This is a genomic window from Micromonospora wenchangensis, assembly GCF_002210435.1.
GTDB lineage: Bacteria > Actinomycetota > Actinomycetes > Mycobacteriales > Micromonosporaceae > Micromonospora > Micromonospora wenchangensis.
In genome coordinates, this window is record NZ_MZMV01000025.1 from 34,099 (window position 1) to 59,659 (window position 25,561).

At 74.0% G+C, this 25,561-nt stretch carries 23 protein-coding genes and 1 pseudogene; 18 read left to right on the forward strand and 6 right to left on the reverse strand.

Features of this window, described 5'->3' with window-relative positions; translation table 11 throughout:
- Positions 1 to 46 precede the first annotated feature (46 nt).
- From B5D80_RS16335 to B5D80_RS16355, 5 genes and pseudogenes are all read left to right on the forward strand, one after another.
- Positions 47 to 1,084 (forward strand): alpha/beta fold hydrolase, encoded by a 1,038-nt coding sequence (locus B5D80_RS16335; RefSeq protein ID WP_088644743.1) that lies wholly within the window; start codon positions 47 to 49, stop codon positions 1,082 to 1,084.
- A gap of 5 nt (positions 1,085 to 1,089) precedes the next feature.
- The gene (locus B5D80_RS16340) at positions 1,090 to 2,115 is read left to right on the forward strand and encodes a DUF3152 domain-containing protein (protein WP_088644744.1); all 1,026 of its coding nucleotides are present in this window, start codon (positions 1,090 to 1,092) and stop codon (positions 2,113 to 2,115) included.
- A gap of 127 nt (positions 2,116 to 2,242) precedes the next feature.
- Positions 2,243 to 3,178 (forward strand): DUF3152 domain-containing protein, encoded by a 936-nt coding sequence (locus B5D80_RS16345; protein ID WP_245854647.1) that lies wholly within the window; start codon positions 2,243 to 2,245, stop codon positions 3,176 to 3,178.
- Positions 3,179 to 3,289: 111 nt separating this feature from the next.
- Complete coding sequence (gene moeZ, locus B5D80_RS16350) at positions 3,290 to 4,471, forward strand: adenylyltransferase/sulfurtransferase MoeZ (RefSeq protein ID WP_088644745.1); 1,182 nt, start codon at positions 3,290 to 3,292, stop codon at positions 4,469 to 4,471.
- Positions 4,472 to 4,564: 93 nt separating this feature from the next.
- Positions 4,565 to 5,383 (forward strand): annotated as a pseudogene (locus tag B5D80_RS16355) (hypothetical protein); the annotation flags it as partial.
- A gap of 168 nt (positions 5,384 to 5,551) precedes the next feature.
- On the opposite strand, the gene B5D80_RS16360 reads toward B5D80_RS16355, so the two are convergent.
- Positions 5,552 to 6,793, reverse strand: a complete 1,242-nt coding sequence (locus B5D80_RS16360) for a glutamate-5-semialdehyde dehydrogenase (RefSeq protein ID WP_088644746.1) — start codon at positions 6,791 to 6,793, stop codon at positions 5,552 to 5,554.
- A gap of 50 nt (positions 6,794 to 6,843) precedes the next feature.
- Entirely contained in the window at positions 6,844 to 8,001 is a 1,158-nt protein-coding gene (gene proB / locus B5D80_RS16365) for a glutamate 5-kinase (protein ID WP_088644747.1), read from the reverse strand.
- 13 nt (positions 8,002 to 8,014) lie between these two features.
- Between proB and B5D80_RS16370 the strand changes: the two genes are divergently transcribed.
- The 5 genes from B5D80_RS16370 (at position 8,015) to B5D80_RS16390 (ending at position 13,601) form a co-directional block, all read left to right on the forward strand.
- Positions 8,015 to 8,329, forward strand: coding sequence for an MGMT family protein (locus B5D80_RS16370; protein WP_088644748.1), 315 nt, complete (start codon positions 8,015 to 8,017; stop codon positions 8,327 to 8,329).
- Positions 8,330 to 8,360: 31 nt separating this feature from the next.
- Positions 8,361 to 9,791: an MFS transporter gene (locus B5D80_RS16375; protein ID WP_088644749.1), complete on the forward strand. Its 1,431-nt coding sequence runs from the start codon at positions 8,361 to 8,363 to the stop codon at positions 9,789 to 9,791.
- Positions 9,788 to 11,236, forward strand: coding sequence for a pyridoxal phosphate-dependent decarboxylase family protein (locus B5D80_RS16380; RefSeq protein WP_088644750.1), 1,449 nt, complete (start codon positions 9,788 to 9,790; stop codon positions 11,234 to 11,236). The genes B5D80_RS16375 and B5D80_RS16380 overlap by 4 nt, the downstream gene beginning before the upstream one ends.
- A gap of 219 nt (positions 11,237 to 11,455) precedes the next feature.
- On the forward strand, positions 11,456 to 12,019 hold the full coding sequence (locus B5D80_RS16385) for an NADH-quinone oxidoreductase subunit B (RefSeq protein WP_088644751.1): 564 nt from the start codon (positions 11,456 to 11,458) through the stop codon (positions 12,017 to 12,019).
- 265 nt (positions 12,020 to 12,284) lie between these two features.
- A complete protein-coding gene (locus tag B5D80_RS16390; RefSeq protein ID WP_088644752.1) occupies positions 12,285 to 13,601 on the forward strand; it encodes a DUF2252 domain-containing protein in 1,317 nt (438 codons plus the stop codon).
- Positions 13,602 to 13,617: 16 nt separating this feature from the next.
- Here the strand turns inward: B5D80_RS16390 and B5D80_RS16395 are convergent, their stop codons facing one another.
- Positions 13,618 to 14,664, reverse strand: a complete 1,047-nt coding sequence (locus B5D80_RS16395; RefSeq protein ID WP_211291528.1) for a glucose 1-dehydrogenase — start codon at positions 14,662 to 14,664, stop codon at positions 13,618 to 13,620.
- A 257-nt stretch (positions 14,665 to 14,921) separates the two neighbouring features.
- Here B5D80_RS16395 and B5D80_RS16400 point away from each other — a divergent pair, with 257 nt between their 5' ends.
- Together B5D80_RS16400 and B5D80_RS16405 are read left to right on the forward strand one after the other, a co-directional pair.
- Positions 14,922 to 15,668 carry an NADH-quinone oxidoreductase subunit C gene (locus B5D80_RS16400; RefSeq protein WP_088644754.1) on the forward strand — a complete coding sequence of 249 codons (747 nt, stop codon included), beginning with the start codon at positions 14,922 to 14,924 and terminating at the stop codon, positions 15,666 to 15,668.
- Positions 15,668 to 16,633 carry a complex I subunit 1/NuoH family protein gene (locus tag B5D80_RS16405; protein WP_088644755.1) on the forward strand — a complete coding sequence of 322 codons (966 nt, stop codon included), beginning with the start codon at positions 15,668 to 15,670 and terminating at the stop codon, positions 16,631 to 16,633. Before B5D80_RS16400 ends, B5D80_RS16405 begins: the two co-directional genes overlap by 1 nt.
- Positions 16,634 to 16,684: 51 nt before the next feature.
- Here the strand turns inward: B5D80_RS16405 and B5D80_RS16410 are convergent, their stop codons facing one another.
- The gene (locus tag B5D80_RS16410; RefSeq protein WP_211291529.1) at positions 16,685 to 18,001 is read right to left on the reverse strand and encodes a S8 family peptidase; all 1,317 of its coding nucleotides are present in this window, start codon (positions 17,999 to 18,001) and stop codon (positions 16,685 to 16,687) included.
- Positions 18,002 to 18,251: 250 nt separating this feature from the next.
- A complete protein-coding gene (locus B5D80_RS16415; RefSeq protein WP_088644757.1) occupies positions 18,252 to 19,298 on the reverse strand; it encodes a glutathione S-transferase family protein in 1,047 nt (348 codons plus the stop codon).
- Between the two features lie 83 nt (positions 19,299 to 19,381).
- Here B5D80_RS16415 and B5D80_RS16420 point away from each other — a divergent pair, with 83 nt between their 5' ends.
- A complete protein-coding gene (locus B5D80_RS16420; RefSeq protein WP_088644758.1) occupies positions 19,382 to 19,804 on the forward strand; it encodes an ester cyclase in 423 nt (140 codons plus the stop codon).
- Here the strand turns inward: B5D80_RS16420 and B5D80_RS16425 are convergent.
- Entirely contained in the window at positions 19,785 to 20,360 is a 576-nt protein-coding gene (locus B5D80_RS16425; RefSeq protein WP_088644759.1) for a Uma2 family endonuclease, read from the reverse strand. The genes B5D80_RS16420 and B5D80_RS16425 overlap by 20 nt on opposite strands.
- Before the next feature lie 130 nt (positions 20,361 to 20,490).
- Here B5D80_RS16425 and B5D80_RS16430 point away from each other — a divergent pair, with 130 nt between their 5' ends.
- From B5D80_RS16430 to B5D80_RS16450, 5 genes are read left to right on the forward strand one after another with little or no spacing between them, the layout of a single operon-like run.
- Positions 20,491 to 21,150, forward strand: a complete 660-nt coding sequence (locus B5D80_RS16430) for a NuoI/complex I 23 kDa subunit family protein (RefSeq protein WP_088644760.1) — start codon at positions 20,491 to 20,493, stop codon at positions 21,148 to 21,150.
- Positions 21,147 to 21,689 (forward strand): NADH-quinone oxidoreductase subunit J family protein, encoded by a 543-nt coding sequence (locus B5D80_RS16435; RefSeq protein ID WP_088644761.1) that lies wholly within the window; start codon positions 21,147 to 21,149, stop codon positions 21,687 to 21,689. The genes B5D80_RS16430 and B5D80_RS16435 overlap by 4 nt, the downstream gene beginning before the upstream one ends.
- Complete coding sequence (gene nuoK / locus B5D80_RS16440) at positions 21,686 to 22,066, forward strand: NADH-quinone oxidoreductase subunit NuoK (RefSeq protein ID WP_088644762.1); 381 nt, start codon at positions 21,686 to 21,688, stop codon at positions 22,064 to 22,066. Before B5D80_RS16435 ends, nuoK begins: the two co-directional genes overlap by 4 nt.
- Positions 22,063 to 23,964 carry an NADH-quinone oxidoreductase subunit 5 family protein gene (locus B5D80_RS16445; RefSeq protein ID WP_088644763.1) on the forward strand — a complete coding sequence of 634 codons (1,902 nt, stop codon included), beginning with the start codon at positions 22,063 to 22,065 and terminating at the stop codon, positions 23,962 to 23,964. The genes nuoK and B5D80_RS16445 overlap by 4 nt, the downstream gene beginning before the upstream one ends.
- Positions 23,965 to 24,019: 55 nt before the next feature.
- Complete coding sequence (locus tag B5D80_RS16450; RefSeq protein ID WP_088644764.1) at positions 24,020 to 25,549, forward strand: complex I subunit 4 family protein; 1,530 nt, start codon at positions 24,020 to 24,022, stop codon at positions 25,547 to 25,549.
- Positions 25,550 to 25,561 lie beyond the last annotated feature (12 nt).

Here is a 25,561-nt window from a genome sequence, read left to right on the forward strand (position 1 = left end):
CCGGCCACATTGTCGGCACGGGGCCGGAACGGGAACACTTGCCGGTATGAAGCGCGCCGCCCTCTGGCCCGAGGAGCACCTGCCCCCGCACCGGCTGCCCCCGCCCTGGCCCGGCCGGCCGGTACGCCTCGACGGAACGGTCACCTACGTCCGGGACACCCCGGCCACCGGCCCGGACGCGGAACCGGCGCTGTACGTGCACGGGCTGGGCGGTTCGTCGCAGAACTGGACGGACCTCGCCGGTCTGCTCGCCGACCGGCTCGACGGGCAGGCGATCGACCTGCCGGGCTTCGGTCGCAGCGAGCCGGGGCTGCGGTACACGATCCCGGCCTTCGCCGACCGGGTGGTGCGCTGGATCGAACACTCCGGCCGGGGCCCGGTGCACCTGTTCGGCAACTCGCTGGGCGGCGCCGTCTCGGTGTACGTCGCCGGCCGCCGGCCGGACCTGGTGCGTACCCTGACGTTGATCTCCCCGGCGCTGCCGTTCCTGAACTTCGGCCGCTCGTTGCAGGGGCGGATGCTGCCGCTGCTGGCCATTCCGCGCGGGGAGCGGCTGGCCGCCTGGCGGCTGGCCCAGCTCGCTCCGGAGGTGATGGCCCAGCAGGCGATGGAGGCGTGCGTGGCCGACCTGAGCCGGATCAGCGAGCAGCGCCGGCAGGAGGCGTTGGATGAGATCCGGGTCCGCTACGAGGCACCCCACTACGCCGCCGCGTACGTCCGCACGTTCCGGGGGCTGGTCGCCAGTTTCCTGCGGTCGTACCTGCCGGGGCCGGAGTCGCTGTGGCGGATCGCCGCCGGCATCGCAGCGCCCACGCTGGTGGTCGGGGGGATGAAGGACCGGCTGGTGGACGTCCGGGTGGCACCGCAGACGGCCCGGGTCATCCCGGACAGCCGGCTGATGATGCTGGCCGACGTCGGGCACGTGGCCCAGTTGGAGGTGCCGCGTACGGTGGCCCGCGCCGTGCTGCACCTGCTCGCCGAGTCGACGCCGGGCCCGTCGGCGCAGCGTCCCGCGACCCTGCCCGGTGATGACGCGCCGGGGTCCGGTGATGACGGAAGGTGGCTTCCCGGCATGGCATCCTGACCCGGATGTCTGCGCTCCCCTCCCGTGAACCGCGTCCGATCCTCCTCCCACGGCCGGCGTCCGGCACCGCCCGCTGGCGTCCGACCGCGCTGGTGGTCCTGCTGCTGGTGGTGACCTCCGGCGGGCTGGCCGTCGCCACCCCGCCGCCGGCTGCCGGCCGGCCGCTCGCCGGTGCGGCGACGACACCGGGCGGCCCGAACGGTTACGCGCCGGGCCCGGCCGGCCTGCCCGGCGTACCCGCGTCCGGTGTGACCGCCGGATCGCCCGGTGCCACCGGGGCGTTCGGTGACGGGGTGGCGTCCGGTGCGGGCGGGCCGTTCGGTGACGGCGGGCCGGTCGGTGCTCCGGGCGGGGTCGGGTCTGCCCCGCCGGTGCCCGCGCCGGCACCGGCCGGTGCCGTGGTCCCGGCGGCGACGGTGCCGCCGTCGGCGCTGTCCGGCCCGGTGCCGGCGACCGGCCGGGGCACCTTCCGCTACGACGACCGGGCCGGGGCGACGCTCGGCCGCTCCGGCGGCGTGCGGCGCTACCGGGTGGCCGTGGAGGACGGCTCCGGCGAGGACGTGCGTGCCTTCTCCGACGAGGTGCAGGCGGCCCTGGCCGGGCCGGGGAGCTGGGTGGACGGCGGCCGGTTGCGGCTGCGCCGGGTGCCGGGGGACGCGTCGGCCGAGTTCACCGTGCTGCTGGCGACGCGTGGCACGGCGGGGCGGCTGTGCCGGGCCGGTGGTGTGGACATCCGGGTCGGTGGCGTGCCGTACACGTCGTGCCGCGCGCCCGGGAAGGTGATCATCAACCTGGACCGGTGGCGGACGTCGGTGCCGCACTTCGTCCGGGCCGGGGTGCCGCTGCCGGTCTACCGGACGTACGTGGTGAACCACGAGGTGGGTCACCAGTTGGGGCACCGCCACGAGGGGTGTCCGGGGGCGGGCCGGCCCGCGCCGGTGATGCAGCAGCAGTCGCTGTTCCTGCGGGGCTGCACGGCGAACCCGTGGCCGTACCGGGACGGCCGCCGGTACGCCGGCCCGGCGCTCTGAACCCCGTCGCCGCCGTCGGCGAGGTGTCCGGGCCCGGTGCCCGGGCGGTTACCGGAGAAGTGAAACATGTTCTCGTAATTTGCGGCAATAGCGGGTTTATGCCCGATTAGTCTGCCATGCTGGCCGGGTGAGCACCGAGTCCGCCGAGCGCCCGGAGCCGCCGGCCGCCGGCCGGCCCGACCCGCGCCACACCGATCCGTACGCCGCCGGCCCGTACCGGACCGGCCCGCGGCACGTCGACCCGCGCTCCGCGTGGTGGCACGGCGAGCCGGGCGTCGGGCCGCGCCGCAGCCGCCGGATGCGCCGGCGTCGTCGGCGGGCCGTCCTGCTCGGCCTGGCCCTGCTCGGCGCGGGCGCGGGCGGGTTCGTCATCCTCCAACCGGAGCCCGGTCCGGGCAGCCCCGAGCAGGTCGCGGGGCGGGTGGCCGACGGGGCCGGCGGTGGCCGGCTGCCCGACGGGGTACGCGCGGAGCGGACCGCCGTCGCCTATCCGCGCAGCGGACCCGGCCGCTTCACCGCCGCCGAGGGCCGCTCCGAGGTGTACGGCTTCGAGGGCCCGTTGCACCGCTACCGGATCGAGGTGGAGCAGGACACCGGGCAGGACGTGGACACGTTCGCCGCCGCCGTCGACGCCACGCTCGGCGACCCGAACAGCTGGATCCGCTCCGGCGAGCTGCGCCTGCAACGGGTGCCGGAGATCGCCGCCGCCGACTTCATCATCTACCTCGCCACCCCCGCCACCTCGGAGCGGATGTGCGCCGAGGGCGGGCTGGACACCGAGGGCTACACCTCCTGCCGGCTGCCCGGCCGGGTGGTCATCAACCTGGCCCGCTGGATGGAGGCGGTGCCGGACTACGGCGCACCCCTGTCGGTCTACCGGACGTACGTGGTGAACCACGAGGTGGGGCACGAACTCGGCGAGGAACACCAGGCGTGCCCCGGCCCCGGCGAGCCGGCACCGGTGATGCAGCAGCAGACGTACGGGCTGGACGGCTGCGTGGCGAACGCCTGGCCGTACGTCGACGGCTCGCTCTACTCCGGCGATCTCGTACCCGGCAGTTGAGATATTCCCGCTCCCGCATGTCGGACGGGGTGTCACTGCTCATGGCCGAAGGGTGGTCGCCCGAGCAACAATGGCTCGGTTCGCCATCAGCCGATCACCGGGGAGTCCACCGTGTCGTTGCCCCCGCTCGTCGAACCCGCCGCCGAGCTGACCGTTGACGAGATCCGTCGCTACTCCCGTCACCTGATCATCCCCGATGTGGGGGTCGAGGGGCAGAAGCGGTTGAAGAACGCCCGGGTGCTCTGTGTGGGTGCCGGTGGCCTCGGTTCGCCGGCCCTGATGTACCTGGCCGCCGCCGGGGTCGGGACGCTCGGCATCATCGACTTCGACACCGTCGACGAGTCCAACCTCCAGCGCCAGATCATCCACGGCGTCTCCGACATCGGCCGGTCCAAGGCCGAGTCCGCCGCCGCGTCGATCCGCGAGATCAACCCGCTGGTCCAGGTGGAGATCCACAACACCGCCCTGGACCGGGAGAACGTCCGGGACATCTTCGCCCGGTACGACCTGATCGTCGACGGCACCGACAACTTCGCCACCCGCTACATGGTCAACGACGCGGCGGTGCTGCTCGGCAAGCCGTACGTCTGGGGGTCGATCTACCGGTTCGACGGCCAGGCGTCGGTCTTCTGGGCCGAGCACGGCCCCTGCTACCGCTGCCTCTACCCGGAGCCCCCGCCGCCCGGCATGGTGCCGTCCTGCGCCGAGGGCGGCGTGCTCGGCGTGCTCTGCGCGTCGATCGGGTCGATCCAGGTCAACGAGGCGATCAAGCTGCTCGCCGGGATCGGCGAGCCGCTGGTCGGCCGGCTGATGGTCTACGACGCCCTGGAGATGAGCTACCGCAAGATCAAGGTCCGGAAGGACCCGAACTGCGTGCTCTGCGGGGAGAACCCCACGGTCACCGACCTGCTGGAGGACTACGAGGACTTCTGCGGCGCGGTCTCCGAGGCCGCCCAGGAGGCAATCGTCGACGCGACCATCACCGCCACCGAGCTGAAGGAGTGGCAGGACGCCGGCAAGGACATCTTCCTGGTCGACGTCCGGGAGCCCGCCGAGTACGAGATCGTCCGGATCCCCGGCTCCACCCTGATCCCCAAGGGCGAGATCATCTCGGGCGAGGCGCTGGCCAAGCTCCCGCAGGACAAGCAGGTCGTGCTGCACTGCAAGTCCGGGGTCCGCTCCGCCGAGGCGCTCGCCGCGCTCAAGGCGGCCGGGTTCCGCGACGCGGTGCACGTCCAGGGCGGGGTGCTCTCCTGGATCAAGCAGATCGATCCCTCGCTGCCGGCGTACTGACCTGGGCCGCAGGCCGGGGGTGGTGACGAACCGCCCCCGGCCCCGACCGATTCCCCGAGGCGGGATCGCGTCAGCGCCGGTAGCGTCAGCGCCGTGGTGGACTTGGATGCCGCGGTCGGCTTCGTCGTGGCGCACGGCGACGCGGTGGACCGTGCCCGGCTGTCCCGGTTGCGCACCGGTGCGCCCGTACCCCCCGACCTGCTCGACGCGGCCGAGGTCGGGCAGACCCCCGACGGCGGCTGGCCGGCCCTGCTCGGCGGTGACGTGCCGTCCATCGACGCCACCTGCTTCCGCCTCGCCGAACTGGACGACCTCGGCGCGCTCGGCCGGCCGGCGGCCCGGCACGCCCTGGACTGGCTGGCCGCCCGGCAACTACCCGACGGCGGCTGGGACGAGGACCCGAGGCTGGCCGGCAGCGCCCCCGAGTGGGCCACCCCGGGTGACCCGGAGGCCCGGCTCTACCTCTCGGCCAACGCCGCGTTCTGGCTCAGCGTGGCCGGTCGGGACGCCCGCGCCGCAGGCCCGCTCGACCACCGCGTCGGCGGCGCGTACGCCGGGGTGGTGCAGGCGGCGGCGCAGGCCCTGGCCGGGCAGCTCGCCCCGGACGGCAGTTGGCCGTCGTTCCTGGCCGCCGGCTGGTTGAGCGCGGCCGTGCTGCACCGCCAGCAGCTCTACTACGAGTCGGCCCGGATCCAGGCGGTGCTGGCCGAACGGATGCCGAAGCTGTCCCCGGCCGACGTGGCCGCGCTCGCCGCCACGCTGCGCCGGGTCGAGGTGGGCGAGGAGCAGTGGGTGCTGGTGTCGGCCCGCAAGCGGCTCGCCGAGACCCAGCGCAGCGACGGCGGCTGGGACAGCGACGACGGCCACCAGTTCGACGTGCACACCACGCTCACCGCGATCCGCGCCTGCCGCCCGATCGGCCCGGTCTTCCCGCCCGGCTCCCCGATCGCCCCGATGGGCTCGCCGGTGACGCCACCCGGCTCGCCTGTCGTGCGCCGGTCCCGGCCGGTCCCGCCGCCGACCGACGACGAGCCCGGCACCTGGTGACCCCGGCCCCGGGCGGGGCCGGGGCCGGGCGGCTCAGCGCAGGTGACCGTCGCCGGTCACCACGTACTTGGTGGAGGTCAGCTCGGGCAGCCCCATCGGGCCCCGGGCGTGCAGCTTCTGGGTGGAGATGCCGATCTCCGCGCCGAAGCCGAACTCGCCGCCGTCGGTGAACCGGGTGGAGGCGTTGACCATCACCGCCGCCGCGTCCACCCTGGCCACGAACTCCCGGGCGGCGGCCTGCGAGTCGGTGACGATCGCCTCGGTGTGCCCGGTGCCGTAGCGGCGGATGTGCGCGACCGCCGCGTCGAGCGAGTCGACCACGGCGACGGAGATGTCGGCCGAGAGGTACTCGGTGGCGAAGTCCTCGTCGGTGGCGGCCACCACGTCGGGGGAGTACGCGGCGACCTCGGGCGAGCCGTGCACGGTCACCCCGGCCCCGGCGAACGCGGCCAGCACCGCCGGCAGGAACGCGTCGGCGACGTCGGCGTGCACCAGCAGCGACTCGGCGGTGTTGCAGGTGGAGAGGCGCTGGGTCTTGGCGTTCAGGGCGATCGCCACCGCCTTGGCCGGGTCGGCGGCGGCGTCCACGTAGACGTGGCAGTTGCCCACCCCGGTCTCGATCACCGGCACCGTCGACTCCTCGACCACGGTGCGGATCAGCGACGCGCCGCCGCGCGGGATCAGCACGTCGACCAGGCCCCGGGCCCGCATCAGCTCCTTGACCGAGTCGCGGGAGGCGGCGTCGAGCAACTGCACCGCGTCGGCCGGCAGACCCGCGCCGGCCACCGCGTCGCGCAGCACCGCCACCAGCGCCGCGTTGGAGTGCGCCGCCGAGGACGACCCGCGCAGCAGCGCCGCGTTGCCGGACTTCAGGCAGATGCCGGCCGCGTCCACCGTCACGTTCGGCCGGGCCTCGTAGATGATCCCGACCACCCCGAACGGCACCCGGACCTGCCGCAGCTCCAGCCCGTTGGGCAGGGTCGAGCCCCGGACCACCTCACCCACCGGGTCGGGCAGCGCGGCCATCTGGCGCAGCGCGTCGGCGATGCCTGCCACCCGCGGCGCGTCGAGGGCGAGCCGGTCCAGCACGGCCGCGCTCAGCCCGGCCTCCCGCCCGGCCGCCAGGTCCGCCGCGTTCGCGGTGAGGATCTCCGGCGTACGCGTCACCAGCGCGTCGGCCATCGCGTGCAGCGCGGCGTCCTTGACCGTACGGGTGGCGACGGCGAGGGCCTCCGCCGCGTCCCGGGCCCGCCGGGCCTGCTCGACGACGCTCATTGCGTACTCCTTCGGATCTTCCGGAAGCGTCCGCGTGGGGACGCCTGATGTCACAGCAGTACCAGGTCGTCGCGGTGGACGACCTCACGTTCGTACGCCGGGCCGAGCGCCGCGGCGAGTTCTCCGGTGGACCGGCCGAGCAGGCCGGGCAGCTCCACCGCGTCGTAGTTGACCAGGCCCCGGGCCACCGACGCCCCGTCGACATCGACCAGGTCCACCGGGTCCCCGGCGGTGAACGTGCCGTCCACGGCGGTGATCCCGGCCGGCAGCAGCGACTTGCGCCGGCCCACCACGGCCTGCACCGCGCCCGGGTCGAGGTGCAGCCGGCCCCGGGGCGCGGTGGCGTGCGCCAGCCAGAACAGCCGGGCCGCCGGGCGTCGCCGGGCCGGGTGGAAGAACGTGCCCACCGGTTCCCCGGCGAGGGCGGCGCCGGCCAGCGGGGCGGCGGTCAACACCACCGGGATGCCGAAGCCGGTGGCGATCCGGGCCGCCTCGACCTTGGTGACCATGCCGCCGGTGCCGACCCCGGCCCGGCCGGCCCCGCCGATGTCGACGCCGGCCAGGTCGCCCTCGCCGCGTACCTCGGTGATCCGGGTGCTGCCGGGCCGGGCCGGGTTGCCGGTCCAGAGCGCGTCGACGTCGGAGAGCAGCACCAGCAGGTCGGCGTCGACCAGGGCGGCGACCAGGGCGGCCAGCCGGTCGTTGTCGCCGAACCGGATCTCCTCGGTGGCGACCGTGTCGTTCTCGTTGACGATCGGCACCGCCCGCAGGTCGAGCAGCTTGCGCAGGGTCCGGTACGCGTTGCGGTAGTGCGCCCGCCGGGTCACGTCGTCGACGGTGAGCAGGACCTGCCCGACGGTGAGCCGGTGCCTGGCGAAGCCGGCCGCGTACCGGCCGATCAGCAGGCCCTGGCCGACGCTGGCGGCGGCCTGCTGGGTGGCCAGGTCGCGCGGGCGGCGGGGGAGCCCGAGCGGGGCGAGCCCGGCGGCGATCGCCCCGGAGGAGACCAGCACCACCTCGCGGCCGGCGGCGGTGAGCGCGGCGAGGGCGTCGACCAGGGTGTCGACCCGGGCCTCGTCCAGGCCGCCGGTCGCGGTGGTCAGCGAGGACGAACCGATCTTGACGACGATCCGTCGGGCCTGGGTGACTGCTTCGCGCACCCGCCCATTCTGCGCGGTCGGTGCCGGCGGACCCCGGCGCGTTCCCATATCCTGGCCGGTCGTGACGCCTGAGGAGTACGTGGAGGCGGTGCTCGCGCTGGTCGAGCGGATTCCGCCGGGCCGGGTGATGTCCTACGGGGCGATCGCCGACGCGCTGGCCGAGCGCTCCGGGCGGGCCTCGGCCCGGCTGGTCGGCTCGATCATGGCCCGGCACGGTGGTGGGGTGCCCTGGCACCGGGTGGTGAACGCGGCGGGTCGGCTGCCACCCGGGCACGAGGTGCGGGCCCGGGCCCTGCTGCGGGCCGAGGGCTGCCCGCTGCGTGGGGCCGGGGTGGATCTGGATGCCGCCAAATGGTGGCCGGATGAGGGGCGGTGACCCGGCGGTAACGTGAGTAACATTCGGCCGCATGGACGCGCCGCCGGCCGGGCCCGGCTCCCCACCCGCCGGCGGGTTGCCGCGTCGGGTGCACGCCGGTTACGCACTCGGCTCGCTGGCCACCGGGGCGTTCGGCACCGTGCCCGGCCTGCTGCTGCTGCCCTACCTGACCGACACCCTCGGGGTGGCCGCCGGGCTGGCCGCCCTGCTGGTGCTCCTGCCGAAGGCGTGGGACGTGCTGGTCAACCCGGTCGCCGGGCGGATCTCCGACCGGACCCGCTCCCGTTGGGGGCCGCGCCGGCCGTGGCTGCTCGGCGCCGGACTGGCCCTGGCGGTGCTCTTCGCCGCCATCTTCGCCGCGCCCTTCGGCGTCGGGCCGGCCGCCGGGGCGTACGTGGCCGTCGCGTTTCTCGCCACCGCCACCGCGTTCGCCTTCTTCCAGGTCCCGTACGTGGCGATGCCCGCCGAGCTGACCGACGACGCGGCGGAGCGTACCCGGCTGATGGGCTGGCGGGTCGCGGTGCTGGCGCTGGCCATCCTGATCTCCGGCGCGGTGGCCCCGGTGGTGGTGACCGCCGGCGGCGAGGGGGTGGCCGGGCACCGCTGGATGGGGGTGTTCGTCGCCGTGCTGATCGCGCTCGGCGCGCTCGGCGCGTTCCTCGGCACCCGGTCGGCGGCGACCGGCACGGTGACCGCCACCGAGCCGACGCTGCGCGCCCAGCTCGCGGTGGTCGCCGCCGACCGGCCGTTCCGGGCGCTGCTGCTCTGCTTCGTCGTCCAGTCCGCCGGGGTGGCGACCATCCTGGCCGGGGTCAGCTACTTCGCCGCCCAGATCCTGCGCGACCCGACCACCGGGCCGACCGTGCTGTTCGCCTGCTTCGTCGGGCCGGCGCTGCTGGTGATGCCGCTGTGGACCCGGCTCGGCACGCGTCTGGGCAAGAAGACCGCGCTGGTCGCCGCCTCGCTGCTGCTGGCCGCCGGTGCGGCGGCGCTGTTGGCCGCGCCGGTGCTGCCCGCCGCCGCCGTCTACGCGGTGGTCGCGCTGCTCGGCGTCGGGTACGCCGGCCAGCAGGTCTTCGCGCTGGCCCTGCTCCCCGACTGCGTGGCCGCCTCCACGGCGCGCACCGGTCGCCGCCAGGCCGGCGTCTTCACCGGCCTGTGGACCGCCGGGGAGACCTTCGGCCTGGCCCTCGGCCCCGGCATCTACGGCCTGGTCCTGGCCCTGTCCGGCTACGTCTCCTCGGCCACCGGTACCGCCGCCCCCCAGACCCCCACCGCACGCCTGGGCGTCCTCCTCGGCTTCACCCTCGTCCCCGCCCTCCTGATCGCCCCCGCCACCCTCCTCCTCCGCCCCCACCGCTACCTCCCCCCACCCCCACCCCCCACCCACCTCGTCGATCATGGAGTTGCGGTGGGGACGAAAGCCGCGAAAATCCACGGAAAGGCCACCACAAGTCCATGATCGACAAGAACGGGGTGCCTGCCGAGCGGGTGCTGGACGAGATCAGGCAGTTGCGGGTAGGGGATCGGCCGGTGCACGGGGGGCGGTTGTTCGCCTACGTGTACGACCCGGGAGTGGCGGGGCTCGACGAGTTGGGGGCGGCGGCCCACGCGGAGAGCGCGCATGTGAACGGGCTCGACCCGACCGCCTTTCCGTCCCTGCTGGCGATGGAGAACTGGCTCGTCGGAGCGGCCGGCGGGCTGCTCGGCGGCGGACCCGGCAGCGCCGCGCCGGACGTGGTCGGCAGCGTCACCAGCGGCGGGACCGAGTCGCTGATCCTGGCCGTCAAGGCCGCCCGGGACGCCCGCCCGGAGCTGACCGCACCCCGGATCGTGGTGCCGGCCAGCGGGCACGCCGCCTTCGCCAAGGCCGCCCACCTGCTGCGGGTCGGCCTCGACACGGTTCCCGTCGACCCGGTCACCCTGCGCCCGTCGGTGGCGGACATGGCCGCCGCGATCGGCCCGGAGACGGTGCTGGTCGCCTGCTCCGCCCCGTCGTACGCGCACGGGGTGGTCGACCCGGTGGCCGGGATCGCGCAGGTCGCGGCGGCGGCCGGGGTGCGCTGCCACGTGGACGCCTGCTTCGGCGGCTGGACCCTGCCCTACCTGCGTCGCCTCGGCGTGCCGGTGCCCCCGTTCGACTTCACCGTCGACGGGGTCACCTCGATCTCCGTCGACCTGCACAAGTACGCGTACGCCCCGAAGGGGGTGTCGGTGCTGCTGCACCGGGACGCGACGCTGCGCTCCCCGCAGTACTTCGCGTACGCCGACTGGCCCGGCTACACCATGGTCAACCCGGTGCTCGCCTCGACCCGCTCGGGTGGCCCGATCGCCGCCGCGTACGCCACCCTGCGGCACCTCGGCGACGACGGCTACCTGCGGTTGGCCGCCGCCACCCGGGACGCCGTCGGTTGCCTGGCCGCCGCCGTGCGGGAGGTCGACGGGCTGCGGCTGATGGCCGAACCGGAATCCACGGTGGTCTGCTTCACCAGCACCGACCCGGCGCTCGACCTGTTCGTCCTGGTCGACGAGCTGACCGCCCGGGGTTGGCACACCCAACCCCAACTCCGGTACGCCGACCTGCCCGCCAGCGTGCACCTCACGGTGACCGCCTCGGTGGCCCCCCGGGTGGCCGAGTTCGGCCCGGACCTGGCCGCCGCGGTGGCCGCCGCCCGCCGGGCCGGGCCGGTCGAGATGCCGGCCGACCTGGTCGCCCTGGCCGGGTCGTTGACCCCGGAGGCGCTCACCCCCGAGCTGATCGGTGGACTCGCCGCCGGCCTCGGGCTCGGTGCCGGGCCACCGGACCGGATGGCGGTGGTGAACACCCTGCTCGACGCCGCCCCCGCCGCGCTGCGGGAACGGCTGCTGGTGGAGTTCGTCGGCCTGCTGCAACGCCCCACCTGGTGACCCCCGCGTCCCGTCCGTCGCGGTCGACGGTCGCGGGGGCGTGACGGCGTCGCCGGGAGGTCGCGCTGGTCGGCCCCGCCCGGTCCGGGGCCGCGCCGCCGGTCCGGGGTCGCGCCGGGCGGATGCGGGACGGGCCCGGCGGGTTCGGGGGCCATGCGGGGCGGTTGTGGTTGACTGTCCCTGGGCGGACAGCGGTTATGCGGGGGTCGGGAGGCGGTCGTGCAGTTGCCGGGAGTGCTCGGCGAGCCGATCCGGTTCGTCCTCAACTGGGGTCGCCGCTACTCGCTCTGGGTGTTCAACTTCGGCCTGGCCTGCTGCGCGATCGAGTTCATCGCCACCAGCATGGGCCGGCACGACTTCATCCGGCTCGGTGTCATCCCGTTCGCCCACGGGCCCCGGCAGGCCGACCTGATGGTGGTCTCCGGCACGGTGACCGACAAGATGGCTCCGGCGATCAAGCGGCTCTACGACCAGATGCCCGAGCCGAAGTACGTCATCTCCTTCGGGTCCTGCGCCAACTGCGGTGGCCCGTACTGGGACTCGTACTCGGTGACCAAGGGCGTCGACCAGCTCATCCCGGTCGACGTCTACGTGCCCGGCTGCCCGCCCCGCCCGGAGGCGCTCCTGCACGGCATCCTCCGCCTCCAGGAGAAGATCGCCGCCGAACAGTCAGGCATCGGTGGCGTGGACCGCACCGACCCGCTCGCCCCACCCACCGACACCGCCCCGCGCCCGGTCGAGTCGCTGACCGCCCCCCCGGTCCGCCCCCCCACCCCCTCCTGACCGACCCCTGCGCCCCGCCTTTCCCCGCCCCCGCTTCCCGCTGCGCCCCGCCCCCGCGCCCCCGCTGTGCCCCGGTGATCAAGAGGTTCGCGTCAACATCCCGCGAAAATCTGACGCAAACTTCTTGATCAACTGACGCAAACCTCTTGATCACCGGGGCGCGGCGAGACGAGGCGGGGCGGAACAGGGCGAGGCGGGCAGGAGCCGGGCGGGGTGGGCGGACGGCCCGGGAAAGAGGTGGCGGGTAGGGGTTAGCGTGCGGGGCATGACCGACTCCGTGGACCGACGGTCCGCTTTCATCGTCGACGTGTTGACCGAGGAGTTCGGCGCGTCGATGGCGCTCGACCCCGCGGCGTTCCGCCGTAAGTTCCGCAAGATGGCCGCCTCCCCGTTCGCCTTCTACCGGGGCAGCGCCGCCCTGTTCTACGCCGACCAGCGCGGCGACTTCGCCGACGACGCGTTCCTCGACGAGCAGACCAGCCGGGTGTGGATCCACGGCGACCTGCACGCCGAGAACTTCGGCACCTACATGAACGCCTCCGGGCACCTGGTGTTCAACGTCAACGACTTCGACGAGGCGTACGTCGGGCCGTTCTCCTGGGACCTGAAGCGGCTCGCCGCCAGCGTGGCCCTGATCGGCTACGCCAAGGCCCTGTCCGACCGGGTGATCGGCGACCTGGTCACCGGCCTCGCCCGGTCGTACCTGACCGAGCTGCGGGCCATCGCCGCCGGTGGGGACGACGCGATCGGCTCGATCACCCTGGACAACGCCGACGGGGTGCTGCGCCGGGTGCTCCAGGAGGCCCGGCTGAACACCCGGGTCGATCTGCTGGCCGCGCAGACCACCGTCGACAACTACGAGCGGCGGTTCTCCCTCGGCGACGGGGTGTTCGAGATCGACGCGGAGACCCGCAAGAAGGTGTGCGCCGCGTTCACCGCGTACCTGGACACCCTGCCCGAGTCGACGGCCCGGCTGCGACCGGTCGCCACCCAGATCAAGGACGTGGTGCTGCGCAAGGGGGTGGGCATCGGCTCGGCCGGGCTGCCGTCGTACAACCTGCTGCTGGAGGGGCACACCGAGGCGTTGGAGAACGACGTCGTCATCTACATGAAGCAGGCGCAGGTGCCGGCGGTGGCCCGGCACATCGACGACGAGCGGGTCCGGGGCTACTTCCGGCACCAGGGGCACCGCACGGCCGAGTCGCAGCGGGCGTTGCAGGCGCACGCCGACCCGTGGTTGGGCTTCACCGAGCTGGACGGGGCCGGTCAGCTCGTCGCCGAGGTCTCCCCGTACGCCGCCGACCTGGACTGGTCGGACGTCAACGAACCGGAGGAGCTGGCCGGGGTGCTCGCCGACCTGGGTCGGGCGGTGGCCCGGATGCACTCGGTCGCCGACGACGAGTCCAGCCACGACCTGGTCGACTACTCGACCGAGGAGGCGATCGTCGCCGCGATCGGCGACGACACCGACGGCTTCGTCGGGCACCTGGTCGAGTTCGCCCACGCGTACGGCGTCCGGGCCCGCACCGACCACCAGCTCTTCGTGGACCTGTTCCGCAACGGCCGGCTGCCCGGCATCTGAACCGGCCCGTCGGGCGTCACGCCCCGAACTCCAGCACCACCTTGATGTCCTCGTCGGTGTGGGCGTACGCCTGTGCGTACGCCGACACCGGCACCCGGCGGGTGATCAGCGCGTTCAGCCACGACTGGTCGGCCCGGGCGAGCGCCCGGGCGGCCAGGTCCCAGTGCCGCCGGTTGGCGTTGACCGAGCCGAACACCACGTTGTTCTCCAGCACCAGCGCCCGGTTGAGCGCCCCGGCGTCGAAGTCGATGGTCCGGCCCCCGCTGGACACCCCGGTCAGGCAGACGATCCCGGCCGGGCCGACCTTGCACATGGCCTCCAGCACCACGGTCGGCGCGCCGGTGCACTCGACCACCACGTCCGGCTCGAAGTCCAGCTCGTCGACCGGCACCGTGTGGTACGTCGCCCCGAGCGCCCGGACCAGGTCCGGCTTGGGGCCCGTGGTGTTGCGGTCCAGCACGTGCACCGACAGGCCACGCTGGACGGCCAGCAGGGCCGCCAGCAGCCCGATCGGCCCGGCCCCGGTGACCAGGACGGTCTGCGGCTTCCACTCGGCCCGGGTGCCGATCTGCGCGATGTGGTCCCACGCCTTCGCCACCACGCTCGCCGGCTCCAGCAGCATCCCGACCGGGGCGAGGACGGGGTCCAGCCCGACGGCGAACTTCGGCTGCACCCGCCACCGTTCCCGGGCGAAGCCGGGCAGCCCCTTGATCCCGTGCTCGGTGTACCGGCCGTTGCGGCACATGTCCCACTCGTCGACGGCGCAGTTCGGGCAGGGCACCGGGTCGGGGTGGCGGACGATGCCGGCCACCAGGTCGCCGGGTTGCAGGGTGCCGGACGGGTCCTCCAGCACCCGGCCGAGGGACTCGTGGCCGAGCACCAGTTCCCGCTGGCCGGGCGGGGCCTCCCCGTAGTCCCCGGCGATGATCTCCTGGTCGGTGCCGCAGATGCCGACGGCGAGCGCCTCGACCAGGATGGCGCCCTCCTCGGCCGGCGGCTCCGGCCAGTCCTGCACCAGCCGCAGCGAGTCGTGGACCCCGGGAGTCACCGTCACAGCGCGCACGGCCCCCATCTTTCCCCGCCCCGCCCCGCACTGCCGGCCAAAGCGTCAGATGCCCGCCCCGCCCTGCCCGGCGACGCGCCAGACGAGGCCCGCCGGAACGGTCGTACGACGCCCGCCGGAACCGTCGTACGACGCCCGCCGGAACGGTCGTACGACGGGGCGCGGGGCCGTCCGTTCACCTCATCCAGGTGTCCGCCGGGCGCGTACGACCGGGCGGGCGGGCCCGGCGTCGGGGCGGCGGCCATAGGATCAACCGCATGACTCCGGAAGAGGTCGGTCGGCGGGTGGTCGCGCTGCTCACGCCGGTCGAGGCGACCGCGTCGGTGTCCGGCGGGCAGGCCCACGCCCGGGCCACCGTCGACGTACCCCCGGCGGCCTGGGCGGACACGCTCCGCGCGGTGCGCGACGACGCCGAGCTGGCCTGCGACTTCTTCGACTGGCTCTCCGCCGTCGACGAGTTGGCCGGCGGTTTCGACGTCGTGGTCCACCTGTGGTCGACCCGGCACCGGCACGGCGTGCTGCTGCGGACCCGGGTGCCGAGGCAGACGCCGACGGTGGCGTCGGTGGTCGACATCTTCCCGGGCGCGGCCTGGCACGAGCGGGAGACCCACGAGATGTTCGGGGTCGACTTCACCGGCCACCGGGAGTTGACCCCGCTGCTGCTGCCGCCCGAGTTCGAGGGGCATCCGCTGCGCAAGGAGTTCGTGCTCGCCTCCCGGGTGGCCAAACCGTGGCCGGGGGCGAAGGAACCGGGCGAGTCGGAGGCCGGTGGCGGTCGTCGGGCGGTCCGCCCGCCCGGGGTGCCCGCCCCGGGGGAGTGGGGTGTGGTGCCGGCCCCGGCCGGCCCGGTGACGGTGGGCGACGGGGCGCCGGCCCGCGCGCCCCGGGAGCGGCCGGCCCGGCCGCCGCGTACCCCCCGCCCCGGCGCGGCTGGCGACGGCCCGGCGGTCGCCGACGGCCGGGCCCGCGGTGACCGGGGTGGCGACGAGGGGGGTACGGCCTGATGCCGACCTGGTTGGAGCTGGTGATCCGGATCGGCGGGGTGCTGGTCGCGTTCCTGACCCTGCCGCTGATCGTCGGCCAGGCCGAGCACAAGGTGATGGCGCACATGCAGGGCCGGCTCGGTCCGATGTACGCCGGTGGCTTCCACGGGTGGGCGCAGCTCGTCGCCGACGGGATCAAGTTCGTCCAGAAGGAGGACATCACCCCGCGCGAGGCGGACCGGGCGGTGTTCCGGCTGGCGCCGGTGGTGGCCCTGGTGCCCTACCTGCTGGTGCTGCTGGTGATCCCGCTCGGCCCGGACGACCTGGTCGGGCAGCCGCTGGACATCGGCCTGTTCTTCGTCCTGGCGGTGGTCGGGGTCGGTGTGGTGGCGGTGCTGATGTCGGCGTGGGCCTCGGCCAACAAGTACAGCCTGCTCGGTGGGCTGCGTGGGGCGGCCCAACTGCTCGGCTACGAGCTGCCGCTGGTGCTGGCCGCCGCCTCGGTGGCGGTGGCGGCCGGGACGCTGAGCCTCGGCGGGATCGTCGAGGCGTGGCAGCCGTGGTGGCTGCTCTGGCAGGCCCCCGCCATGATCGTGTTCTTCGTGGCGGGGTTGGCCGAGATCCGGCGGCCCCCGTTCGACATGCCAGTGGCCGACTCGGAGCTGGTGTTCGGCTACATGACCGAGTACACCGGGCTGCGGTTCGCGTTCTTCCTGCTCGCCGAGTACGTCGGGATCGTGGTGATCGCCGCGCTGACCACCGTGCTGTTCCTCGGTGGCTGGCAGGGCCCGTTCGCCGACGCCCAGCTCGGGTGGCTGTGGACCCTGCTGAAGGTCTTCGCCGTCTCGTTCGTGATCATCTGGCTGCGGGTGTCGTTCCCCCGGCTGCGGGAGGACCAGCTCCAGCGGCTGTGCTGGCTGGTCCTGGTGCCGGCCGCGCTGGCCCAGCTCGTCCTCACCACCGCCGTACGCCTCACCCTGAACTGAGCGCCGGCCCGGAGGGGCCCCGGGTCACTGTCCGGGGCCCCTCCGGCGCGCTCACGGCGCGGCGTAGAGCAGGCGGTTCGGGGAGCCGGTCCCCGGGTTGACGACCTTGCCGGTGGTGGCGGCGGTGATCAGCGCGCTCTTGGCGGTGGCGAGGGTCGCCGTCGGGTTGGTCTGCCGGTAGCGGGCCAGCCAGCCGGTGACGTGCGGGGCCGCCATCGAGGTGCCGGACCAGCCGCTGGCCACGGCGGTGTTCGAGGCGATGCCGGCGGAGGTGATGTCCACCCCCGGGGCGAAGATGTCGACGCAGGTCCCGTAGCTGGAGAACGAGGCCCGGTTGTCGTTGATGTCGGTCGCCGCGACGGTGATGCCCCGGCTGGACCGGGGGCCGTTGGTGCAGGCGTCGGTGTTGAAGTTGTTGGCGATGAAGACCGGGTAAACGCCGTGGTCGATCAGGTTCTCGATCGAGGTGTTCGCGGAGGTGCCGTAGCCCTGGAGGCTGAAGTTCGCCACCGACACGGTCGCGTGGTTGGTGGCCAGCCAGTCGACGCCCTCGATCAGGTCGGTGCTCCACCCGGAGTTGTCGCACTGGAGCACCCGGACCGCCCGCAGGGTCACCGACTTGGCGACCCCGTAGGTGGTGCCGCCGATGGTGCCGGCGACGTGCGTGCCGTGGCCGTGGCAGTCGTTGGTGCCGTTGCCGTCACCGACCGCGTCGTAGACCCCGGCGGCGCGGGTGCCGAAGTCGACGTGGGTGGCCCGGATGCCGGAGTCGACGATGTAGGCGGTCACCCCGGAACCGGTCGAGGTGTAGCCGAAGCTGTTGCTCAGCGGCAGGTTGCGCTGGTCGATGCGGTCCAGCCCCCACGACGGCGGGTTGCTCTGCACGGCCTGGATGGACACGCCACCGGCCTGGGCCCGCTCGGCGCGGGCGGTCGTCGGTCCGGTCCGGTCCGGGGTGGTGCCGGTCAGCCCGCCCTCGATCCGGGTGTCCCGCTCGACGTACTGCACGGCCGGGTCGTTGCGGACGGCGGCCAGGGCGGCCGGCGGCAGCACGGCGGCGTACCCGTCGAGGACCTGGGTGTAGCGGTTCAGCACGGTGCCGCCGGCCCGCTCGGCGACGGCGGCCGACTGGTCGGTGCGGGCGAGGCGGGCGGTGCGCTCGCCGCTGACCGGCTTGTCGTCCAGGACGACGATGTACCGGTCCGGCGCGGCCTCCGCGCTGCCGGCCAGCAGCGGCGCGGGCGCGTCCCGGCCGGGGGCGGGGGTGCCCGGTGCCGCGACGGCGGCGTTGGTGGTGGTGGCGAGCGCGCCGGCGAGAACACCGGCGAGTACGCCCAGACGTGCGGTCCTGCTACCCAGCTTGCGCAAGGCTCGATCCTCCTCGAAGGGGGAGTCCGTAGTGGACTGGTAGCCCGCCGACGGGAATCGCGGCGACGGACGCCCCCTAGTCGAACAGGTCATATTGACCATCGTGTTAACTCTTGAACGCTGAGGGTGAATGTGTGGCAGCTCTCGGTGTCCGCTGTCGACAGTCGGTTCGGCCCGGCGCGCGGTGTACGGGAGGACGCGGCGCGCCCCCGACCCGGTGGGCCGGGCGGGGGCGCGTGGTCGGGATGGCTCAGCCGATCGGGGTGTGCTCCGGCGGCACCTGCTCGCCGGGCGGCGGGGGCGGCGGGGGCGTGCCGTCGCCGAACGGCCGGCCGCCCAGCGCCTCCCGCCCGTGCGGGCTGAGCCAGTTGACCAGGTCCGGGCCGAGCGGCACCACCCCGGTCGGGTTGATGTCCCGGTGCACCTCGTAGTAGTGCCGCTTGATGTGGTCGAAGTCGATGGTGTCGCCGAACCCGGGGGTGGCGAACAGGTCCCGCGCGTACGCCCACAGCACCGGCATCTCGCTCAGCTTCTGCCGGTTGCACTTGAAGTGGCCGTGGTAGACCGGGTCGAAGCGGACCAGCGTGGTGAACAGCCGCACGTCGGCCTCGGTGATGGTGTCGCCGACCAGGTAACGCTGGTTGGCGAGCCGGTCGCTGAGCCAGTCCAGCCGGTCGAACAGCCGCCGGTACGCCTTCTCGTACGCCTCCTGCGAGCCGGCGAAGCCGCACCGGTACACCCCGTTGTTGACGTCGGCGAACACCACCGCGTTCACCTCGTCGATCTCGGCGCGCAGGTGTTCCGGGTAGAGCTGCGGGGCACCCTCGCGGTGGTACGCCGTCCACTGGGTGGACAGGTCCAGGGTCATCTGCGCGTAGTCGTTGGTGACCACCTGCCCGGTCGGCACGTCGACGATCGCCGGCACGGTGATCCCCCGGTCGTAGTCGGGGTAGCGGGCGAAGAACGCCTCGGCCAGCCGTTCGATGCCGAGCACCGGGTCGCGCCCGTCCGGGTCGAGGTCGAACGTCCAGCTCCGGGCGTCGTGGGTGGGCCCGGCCACCGCCATCGGCAGCGCCTCCTCCAGCCCGAGCAACCGCCGTACGATGATCATGCGGTTGGCCCACGGGCAGGCCCGGCTGACGACCAGCCGGTAGCGGCCCGGCTCGACCGGGTAGCCGTCCCGCCCGTCGACGGTGATCCGGGTGGCGATGTAGCGCTGGTCCCGGGTGAACTCACCGCCCGGCTCGACGTACTTGCCGCCGGTCTGGGTCGCCGTCGTGCCGTTGCTCTCCGCCATCGTGTCGCCTTTCGTCCGCTTCGGCTCCCATCATGGCGGGTCCGGCGTCCGGTGGCACGGTAACGGGGGCCTAGGCTGCCCGCATGATCGACGTGGAGGCGGTGGCCCGGCGGTTCGTGGCCGACGTGTGGAACGCCGGCCGCGAGGAGTCGGCCGACGAACTGGTCGCCGAGGAGTGCCCGGGGCTGGGCGGCACCGGCCCGGCGGCGGTGCTGGCCTGGCACCGGGAGCGCCGGGCCGCCTTCCCCGACCTGCGCTACAAGCTGGTGGACGTGGTGGCGGCGGGTGACCGGGTGGCGCTGCGCTGGCGGGCCGCCGGCACCCAGGCGGGACAGTTCGGACCGGTGCCGCCGACCGGGCAGGTGGTCAGCTACTCCGGGGCGACGTTCCTGCGCTTCGACGCCGCCGGGCGGATCGTCGACGTGTGGAGCGTCAACGAGCTGTTCCAACTGCTGCAACAGTTGGGTGTGGAGATGCTGCCGCCGCTCACCGACGCCGGGGCGTGATCCGGGCGACCGACAGGTTCACCGGGAACGGCTCACCGGTGTCGACGAACTTCGTCCACTGCCCGGTCTCGGTGTAGACCTCGTTCACCGCGTCGATCTTGTAGGTGTGCACGACCAGACCGTCGTCCTCCACCTCGATCCGCCAGTGGAACGGGATGCCGGCCTGCGCGTAGAGGGTCGGCTTGAGCACCCGGTCGATGGAGCGGGTGCTGGGGGAGACGATCTCGACGGCCAGCACCACCTCGTGCGGTTCGTACCGGGACGGCTCGCGGGCGGCGGCGGTGGACGTGGTCACCAGCACGTCGGGGATGAACGAGCGGGTCCGGTTGATCCGCACCTCCACGGCCTGGGTCACGTCGTAGTCGTCGGGGCAGTCCTCTTCGAGCGCGACGCCAAGTCGCATCGCGATGGTCTGGTGGATGCGGGTGGGGGAGGGGGACACGATCAGCACTCCATCGAGAAGTTCGCGGCGGCGGCCGTCCTCGGGCAGCGCGTCCAGATCGTCAGTCGTCCAGCCGCCCTCGGGCGGATGGTCGTTCTGCAGCGCGGCGGTCATCGGTCGGTCCTTCCCGGTGCGTCGTTCTCCCCGCCTGTCAGGGTAACGCCGGCAAACGCCGGGTGGTGGTCGCGCACGCCGTGGCCACAGGGCAGGATGACCCCATGAGCGAGCGAGTCGGGGCGACACGGTGAGCGAGCACGGCGGGGGCACCGGCGGAGGGCTGGTGAAGGGGCTGGCGGTCACGTTGAAGACGATGACCCGCCGGTCGCACACCCAGCAGTACCCAGACGTCGCCCCCGAGTTGCCGCCCCGTTCCCGGGGCGTGATCGCGCTGCTGACCGAGAACTGCACGGTCTGCATGCTCTGCGCCCGGGAGTGCCCCGACTGGTGCATCTACATCGACTCGCACAAGGAGGAGGTGGCGGTGGCCGGCGCGGCCCGTCCCCGCCAGCGCAACGTCCTCGACAAGTTCGACATCGACTTCTCGCTCTGCATGTACTGCGGGATCTGCATCGAGGTCTGCCCGTTCGACGCCCTCTACTGGTCGCCCGAGTTCGAGTACGCCGAGTACGACATCAAGGACCTGCTGCACGACCGGGACCACCTCGGCCAGTGGATGGCCACGGTGCCGCCGCCGCCCGCGCACGACCCGCACGGCGAGCCGGCCAAGGAGGAGACCACCGCCGCGCGCAAGGCCGCCGCCCCGACCAGCTCCGCCGCCCGTCCCACCGTGGTACGCCCCGAGCCCGGCCCCGCCGCCCCCCGCGCCGCCGGCCCGGCCGCGTCCGGCGTCGAGCCGGCCGACCCCGGCCCCGGCCCCGCCGACGACGGAGGTGCTCCCCGGTGACCGGTGCGGACGTCCTCCTGCTCGCCCTGGGCGCGGTGGCGGTCGGGTCGGGGGTGCTGGTGGTCGCCACGAAGCACCTGGTCCGGGCCGGCCTCTACCTGGTGCTCTGCCTGGGCGCGCTGGCCGGCGACTACCTGGTGCTCACCGCCGAACTGGTCGCCTGGGTACAGGTGCTGATCTACGTGGGCGCGGTGGTGGTGCTGCTGCTGTTCGCGGTGATGCTGACCCGGGCCCCGATCGGAGCGTCCGACGACCTGGACCGGCCGGGTTGGCCGGCCGCGCTGATCGGGGCGGGCACCGGGCTGGGCCTGACGGCGCTGCTGGTCGACGCGTTCCGCTGGTCGACGGTGGAGCTGCCGGCGGCGGGCACCGCCGAGGGCATCGGCGAGCAGGTGTTCCGCTCCTGGGTGCTGCCGTTCGAGGTGCTGTCGGTGCTGCTGCTGGCCGCCCTGGTCGGCGCGGTCATCCTGTCCCGCCCCGACATCGGCCGCCGCCCCGACACCGCCCCCGCGCAGTCGCGAACAGAGGCCATCCGGTGAGGCCGGTCATCCCGTACGTCACCGCCGCGCTGCTGTTCGGCCTGGGCGTCTACGGCGTGCTGCGGCGACGCAACGCGGTGCTGGTGCTGATGGCGGTGGAGCTGATGCTCAACGCGGTCAACCTGATCCTGGTCACCGCCGACACCACCGTGCGGGCGGTGCTGCCGCACTCCGGTCAGGTCTTCGCGCTGTTCGTGATCGTGTTGGCCGCCGCCGAGATCGGCGTCGGGCTGGCCATCGTGCTCCAGCTCTACCGGCTGCGGGCCAGCGTCACCGTCGACGACGTGCCGCTGACCGAGCCGTCCGGCGACCGCGCCGGTTCGACGGGTGACGTCGTGGCCGGGTCGGCCGGTGCACGGGCGGAGGCCGGGCGGTGACCGGGCTGCTCGGGGCGGCGCTGCCGGTCGTACCCCTGGTTGCCGGGTTGCTGGGGTTGCTGCTGCCGCCGGCACCGCGGGGGGAGGGCGCGGCCCGGCGGGCGGCGATCGGCCTCGGGGTGGCGGGCGCGGCCGGCGCGCTGCTGGTCGCGGTGCTGCTGCTGGTGCGGGTCGGCGACCCGGTGGAGACCAGCACCACCTGGATCGACCTCGGCGGGTTGCGGGTCACCCTCGGGGTGCGGCTGGACGGCGTCGCCGCGCTGGTCGCGGTCGCCGTGGCCGCGGTGGCCCTGGCGGTGCAGGTCTACTCGGTGGCCTACCTGCGGCGCGGCCCGCACGACGACGTCGACGTGGACCACCGCTATCCGCCCTACGCCGCGCAGATCAGCCTGTTCACCGCCGCGATGCTGCTGGTGGTGGTCAGCGGCGACCTGATCCTGCTGCTGGTCGGCTGGGAGGTGATGGGCCTCTGCTCGTACCTGCTGATCGCCCACGACCGCCGGCTGCCCGAGGCGCCTGCCGCCGCGATGAAGGCGTTCCTGGTCACCCGGGTGGGTGACGTCGGGTTCCTGCTCGGCATCGCGCTGCTCGGCGTCTCCGCCGGGAGTTTCCGGATCGCCGACGTGCTCGCCCACGACCACTCCACCGGTACGCTGACCGCAGCCTGCCTGCTGCTGCTCGCCGGGGTGGCCGGCAAGAGCGCCCAGTTCCCGCTGCACACCTGGCTGCCGGACGCGATGGCCGGCCCGACCCCGATCTCCGCGCTGATCCACGCCGCGACCATGGTCGCCGCCGGGGTGTACGCGGTGACCCGGCTCTACCCGCTGTTCACCCGCGCCCCGGTGGCGCTGGCGGTGCTCGGCGTGCTCGCCTCGATCACCCTGCTGCTCGGCGCGCTCGCCGCCACCGCCCAGGACGACCTGAAGCGGGTGCTCGCCTGGTCGACTGTCTCCCAGCTCGGCTACATGACCGGCGCGCTCGCCGTCGGTGCCCCGGCCGCCGCGCTGTTCCACCTGCTCACCCACGCCGCGTTCAAGGCGCTGCTGTTCCTCGCCGCCGGTGCGGTGATCCACGCCGTCGGCACCACCCTGCTGTCCCGGATGGGCGGGCTGCGGCGCAGCATGCCGGTCACCTTCTGGTGCACCCTGATCGGCCTGGGCGCGCTGGCCGGGGTGCCGCCGCTGTCCGGTTTCTGGAGCAAGGACGGCGTGCTCGCCGCCGCCGAGGCCGCCGCGCTCGACGGCACCGGTCCCGCTCCGACCTGGGTCGGCTGGCTGGTCTGGCTGTCCGGGCTGCTCGGGGTGCTGCTCACCGCCGCGTACGCCACCCGGCTGCTGCTGCGTGCCTTCTTCGGCGAGCCCCGGCTGCCGCTGCTGCACCCGCACGACCCGCCGGCGGCGATGCGCTGGCCGGTGCTGCTGCTGGCCGTCCCGGCCGCGCTGCTCGGCCTGGCGGGGTTCTGGCCGCCGTTCACCGACCGGCTGCGGGGCACCGCCGCCGACGTCGACCTGGTCCACCTGGCTCCGGCGGTGCTGTTGCCGATCGTGCTGCTGCTGGTCGGGGCGGGGCTGGCCTGGGCCGGTTGGCGGCGGGACCCGGCCGCCGATCCGGCCCGCGCGCTGGGTCCGCTGCGGCCGGTGTTCGCCCGCGCCTTCCGCCTCGACGACCTGCAACACACCCTCGTGGTACGCCCCACGACGGCGCTCGCCCGGGTGACCCGTACCGGTGACGAGGTCGGGGTGGACGGCCTGGTGGAGGGGGTCGGCCGGGGCGCGTCCACCCTCGGTGCCGGGCTTGCCGTGCTGCACCGGGCGGCGCTGCCCCGCGCGACGGCGGCGGTGCTGGCCGGTGCCCTGCTGATCGGCCTCGCCGCCGCCCTGATCGGAGTCTCCTCATGAGCGCGAGGAGTGCAGCGCAGCGGAGCCCCGCAGTCGCGAACGGAAGGTCAGTCCAGTGAGTGTGGGGCAGGTGTTGCTGGTTGCGGTGCTGGTGCTGCCGGCGGTGGGGGCGGCGCTGGTCGCCGTGCTGCCCGGTGAGCGGGCGGCCCGGGCTTTGGGCACGGCGGTCGCCGGCCTGACCCTGGTCGGGACGGCACTGCTGGTGCTCGGCGACCACGGCTGGTTCGGGTACGGCCCGGCTCCCGCCGTGCAGCCCTGGCACGAGGTCGACCTGCCCTGGGTGCCCGGCCTCGACCTGCGTTTCCACCTCGGGGTGGACGGCATCTCCTGGCCGCTGGTGGTGCTCACCGCCCTGCTCACCCTGCTCTGCTGCGGCTACACCGTGCGCCGGGTGCCCGAGGGCCGGGGGAGCGGCCGGGCCCTGGTGGCGTTGCTGCTGGTGGTCGAGGTGGGCATCCTGGGCACCTTCCTCGCCCTCGACCTGGTGCTCTTCTTCGTCTTCTTCGAGGTCGTCCTGCTGCCGATGTACGCGATCATCGCCGGCTGGGGCGGCACCGGCGATGACCTGCCGGCGCGCGACGCGGCCCGCGCGGCGGCCCGCAAGTTCGCCCTCTACACGCTCTTCGGTTCGGTGCTGCTGCTGGTCGGCGTGTTCGTGGTGGTGGCCGCCGCCGGCACCGCCGACATCGTCGCGCTGACCGGCGGGGCGGGGCTGTCCCGGGGCACCCAGTTGGCCGCGTTCGCCCTGCTCGGGTTGGCGTTCGCGGTGAAGGCCCCGCTCTGGCCGCTGCACACCTGGCTGCCCGACGCGCACACCCAGGCACCCACCGTCGGCAGCGTCATCCTCGCCGGGGTGCTGCTCAAGATGGGCACGTACGGCCTGATCCGGGTCGCCGTCGGGGTGGCCCCGGAGGGTGCCCGCTGGGCTGCGCCGATCCTGGGGGTGCTGGCCGTCGCGGCGATCCTCGTCGGTTCCCTGGTCTGCCTGGCCCAGGACGACCTGAAGCGGCTGATCGCCTACTCCAGCGTCGGGCACATGGGGTTCGTGCTGCTCGGGGTGGCGACGCTGACCGCCACCGGCATCCAGGCGGCGCTGATCGGCAACGTGGCGCACGGGGTGATCACCGGGCTGTTGTTCTTCCTCGCCGGGGCGGTCAAGGACCGGGCCCACACGGGGGCGCTGGCCGAGCTGTCCGGGCTGCGGGAGACCGCGCCCCGGCTGGCCGGTCTGCTCGGCTTCGCGGCGGTCGCCTCACTCGGCCTGCCCGGCCTGGCCGGGTTCTGGGGTGAGGCGTTCGCGGTGGTCGCGGCCGTCGAGCGGGGCGGGCCGCTGTGGACCACGCTGGCGGTGCTGGCGGCGGTCGGTGGGGCGCTCACCGCCGCGTACTTCCTGCGGTTGCTGCGCCGGGTCACCCACGGTCGGCCCAGCCCGGCGGTGGGCCGGTTCACCCCCGCCCTGGCCGGGGTGGAGCTGACCGCCTGGGTCCCGCTGGTCCTGCTCGCCCTCGCCGTCGGCCTGGCACCCACCCTGGTGCTCGGCTACGCCACCGGCCCGGTGGACGCCCTGGTGGGGATCGTCCGGTGAACGGGGGCGGCC

What these genes read in the sequence shown, in the direction of transcription:
- B5D80_RS16405 (WP_088644755.1), top strand. Translation starts at nt 15,668, where the DNA reads ATGCCGACCTGGTTGGAGCTGGTGATCCGGATCGGCGGGGTGCTGGTC.
- B5D80_RS16425 (WP_088644759.1), bottom strand. Translation starts at nt 20,360, where the DNA reads ATGACCGCCGCGCTGCAGAACGACCATCCGCCCGAGGGCGGCTGGACG.
- B5D80_RS16380 (WP_088644750.1), top strand. Translation starts at nt 9,788, where the DNA reads ATGATCGACAAGAACGGGGTGCCTGCCGAGCGGGTGCTGGACGAGATC.
- B5D80_RS16360 (WP_088644746.1), bottom strand. Translation starts at nt 6,793, where the DNA reads ATGAGCGTCGTCGAGCAGGCCCGGCGGGCCCGGGACGCGGCGGAGGCC.
- B5D80_RS16340 (WP_088644744.1), top strand. Translation starts at nt 1,090, where the DNA reads ATGTCTGCGCTCCCCTCCCGTGAACCGCGTCCGATCCTCCTCCCACGG.
- B5D80_RS16400 (WP_088644754.1), top strand. Translation starts at nt 14,922, where the DNA reads ATGACTCCGGAAGAGGTCGGTCGGCGGGTGGTCGCGCTGCTCACGCCG.
- B5D80_RS16420 (WP_088644758.1), top strand. Translation starts at nt 19,382, where the DNA reads ATGATCGACGTGGAGGCGGTGGCCCGGCGGTTCGTGGCCGACGTGTGG.
- proB (WP_088644747.1), bottom strand. Translation starts at nt 8,001, where the DNA reads ATGGGAACGCGCCGGGGTCCGCCGGCACCGACCGCGCAGAATGGGCGG.
- B5D80_RS16415 (WP_088644757.1), bottom strand. Translation starts at nt 19,298, where the DNA reads ATGGCGGAGAGCAACGGCACGACGGCGACCCAGACCGGCGGCAAGTAC.
- B5D80_RS16335 (WP_088644743.1), top strand. Translation starts at nt 47, where the DNA reads ATGAAGCGCGCCGCCCTCTGGCCCGAGGAGCACCTGCCCCCGCACCGG.
- B5D80_RS16375 (WP_088644749.1), top strand. Translation starts at nt 8,361, where the DNA reads ATGGACGCGCCGCCGGCCGGGCCCGGCTCCCCACCCGCCGGCGGGTTG.
- B5D80_RS16390 (WP_088644752.1), top strand. Translation starts at nt 12,285, where the DNA reads ATGACCGACTCCGTGGACCGACGGTCCGCTTTCATCGTCGACGTGTTG.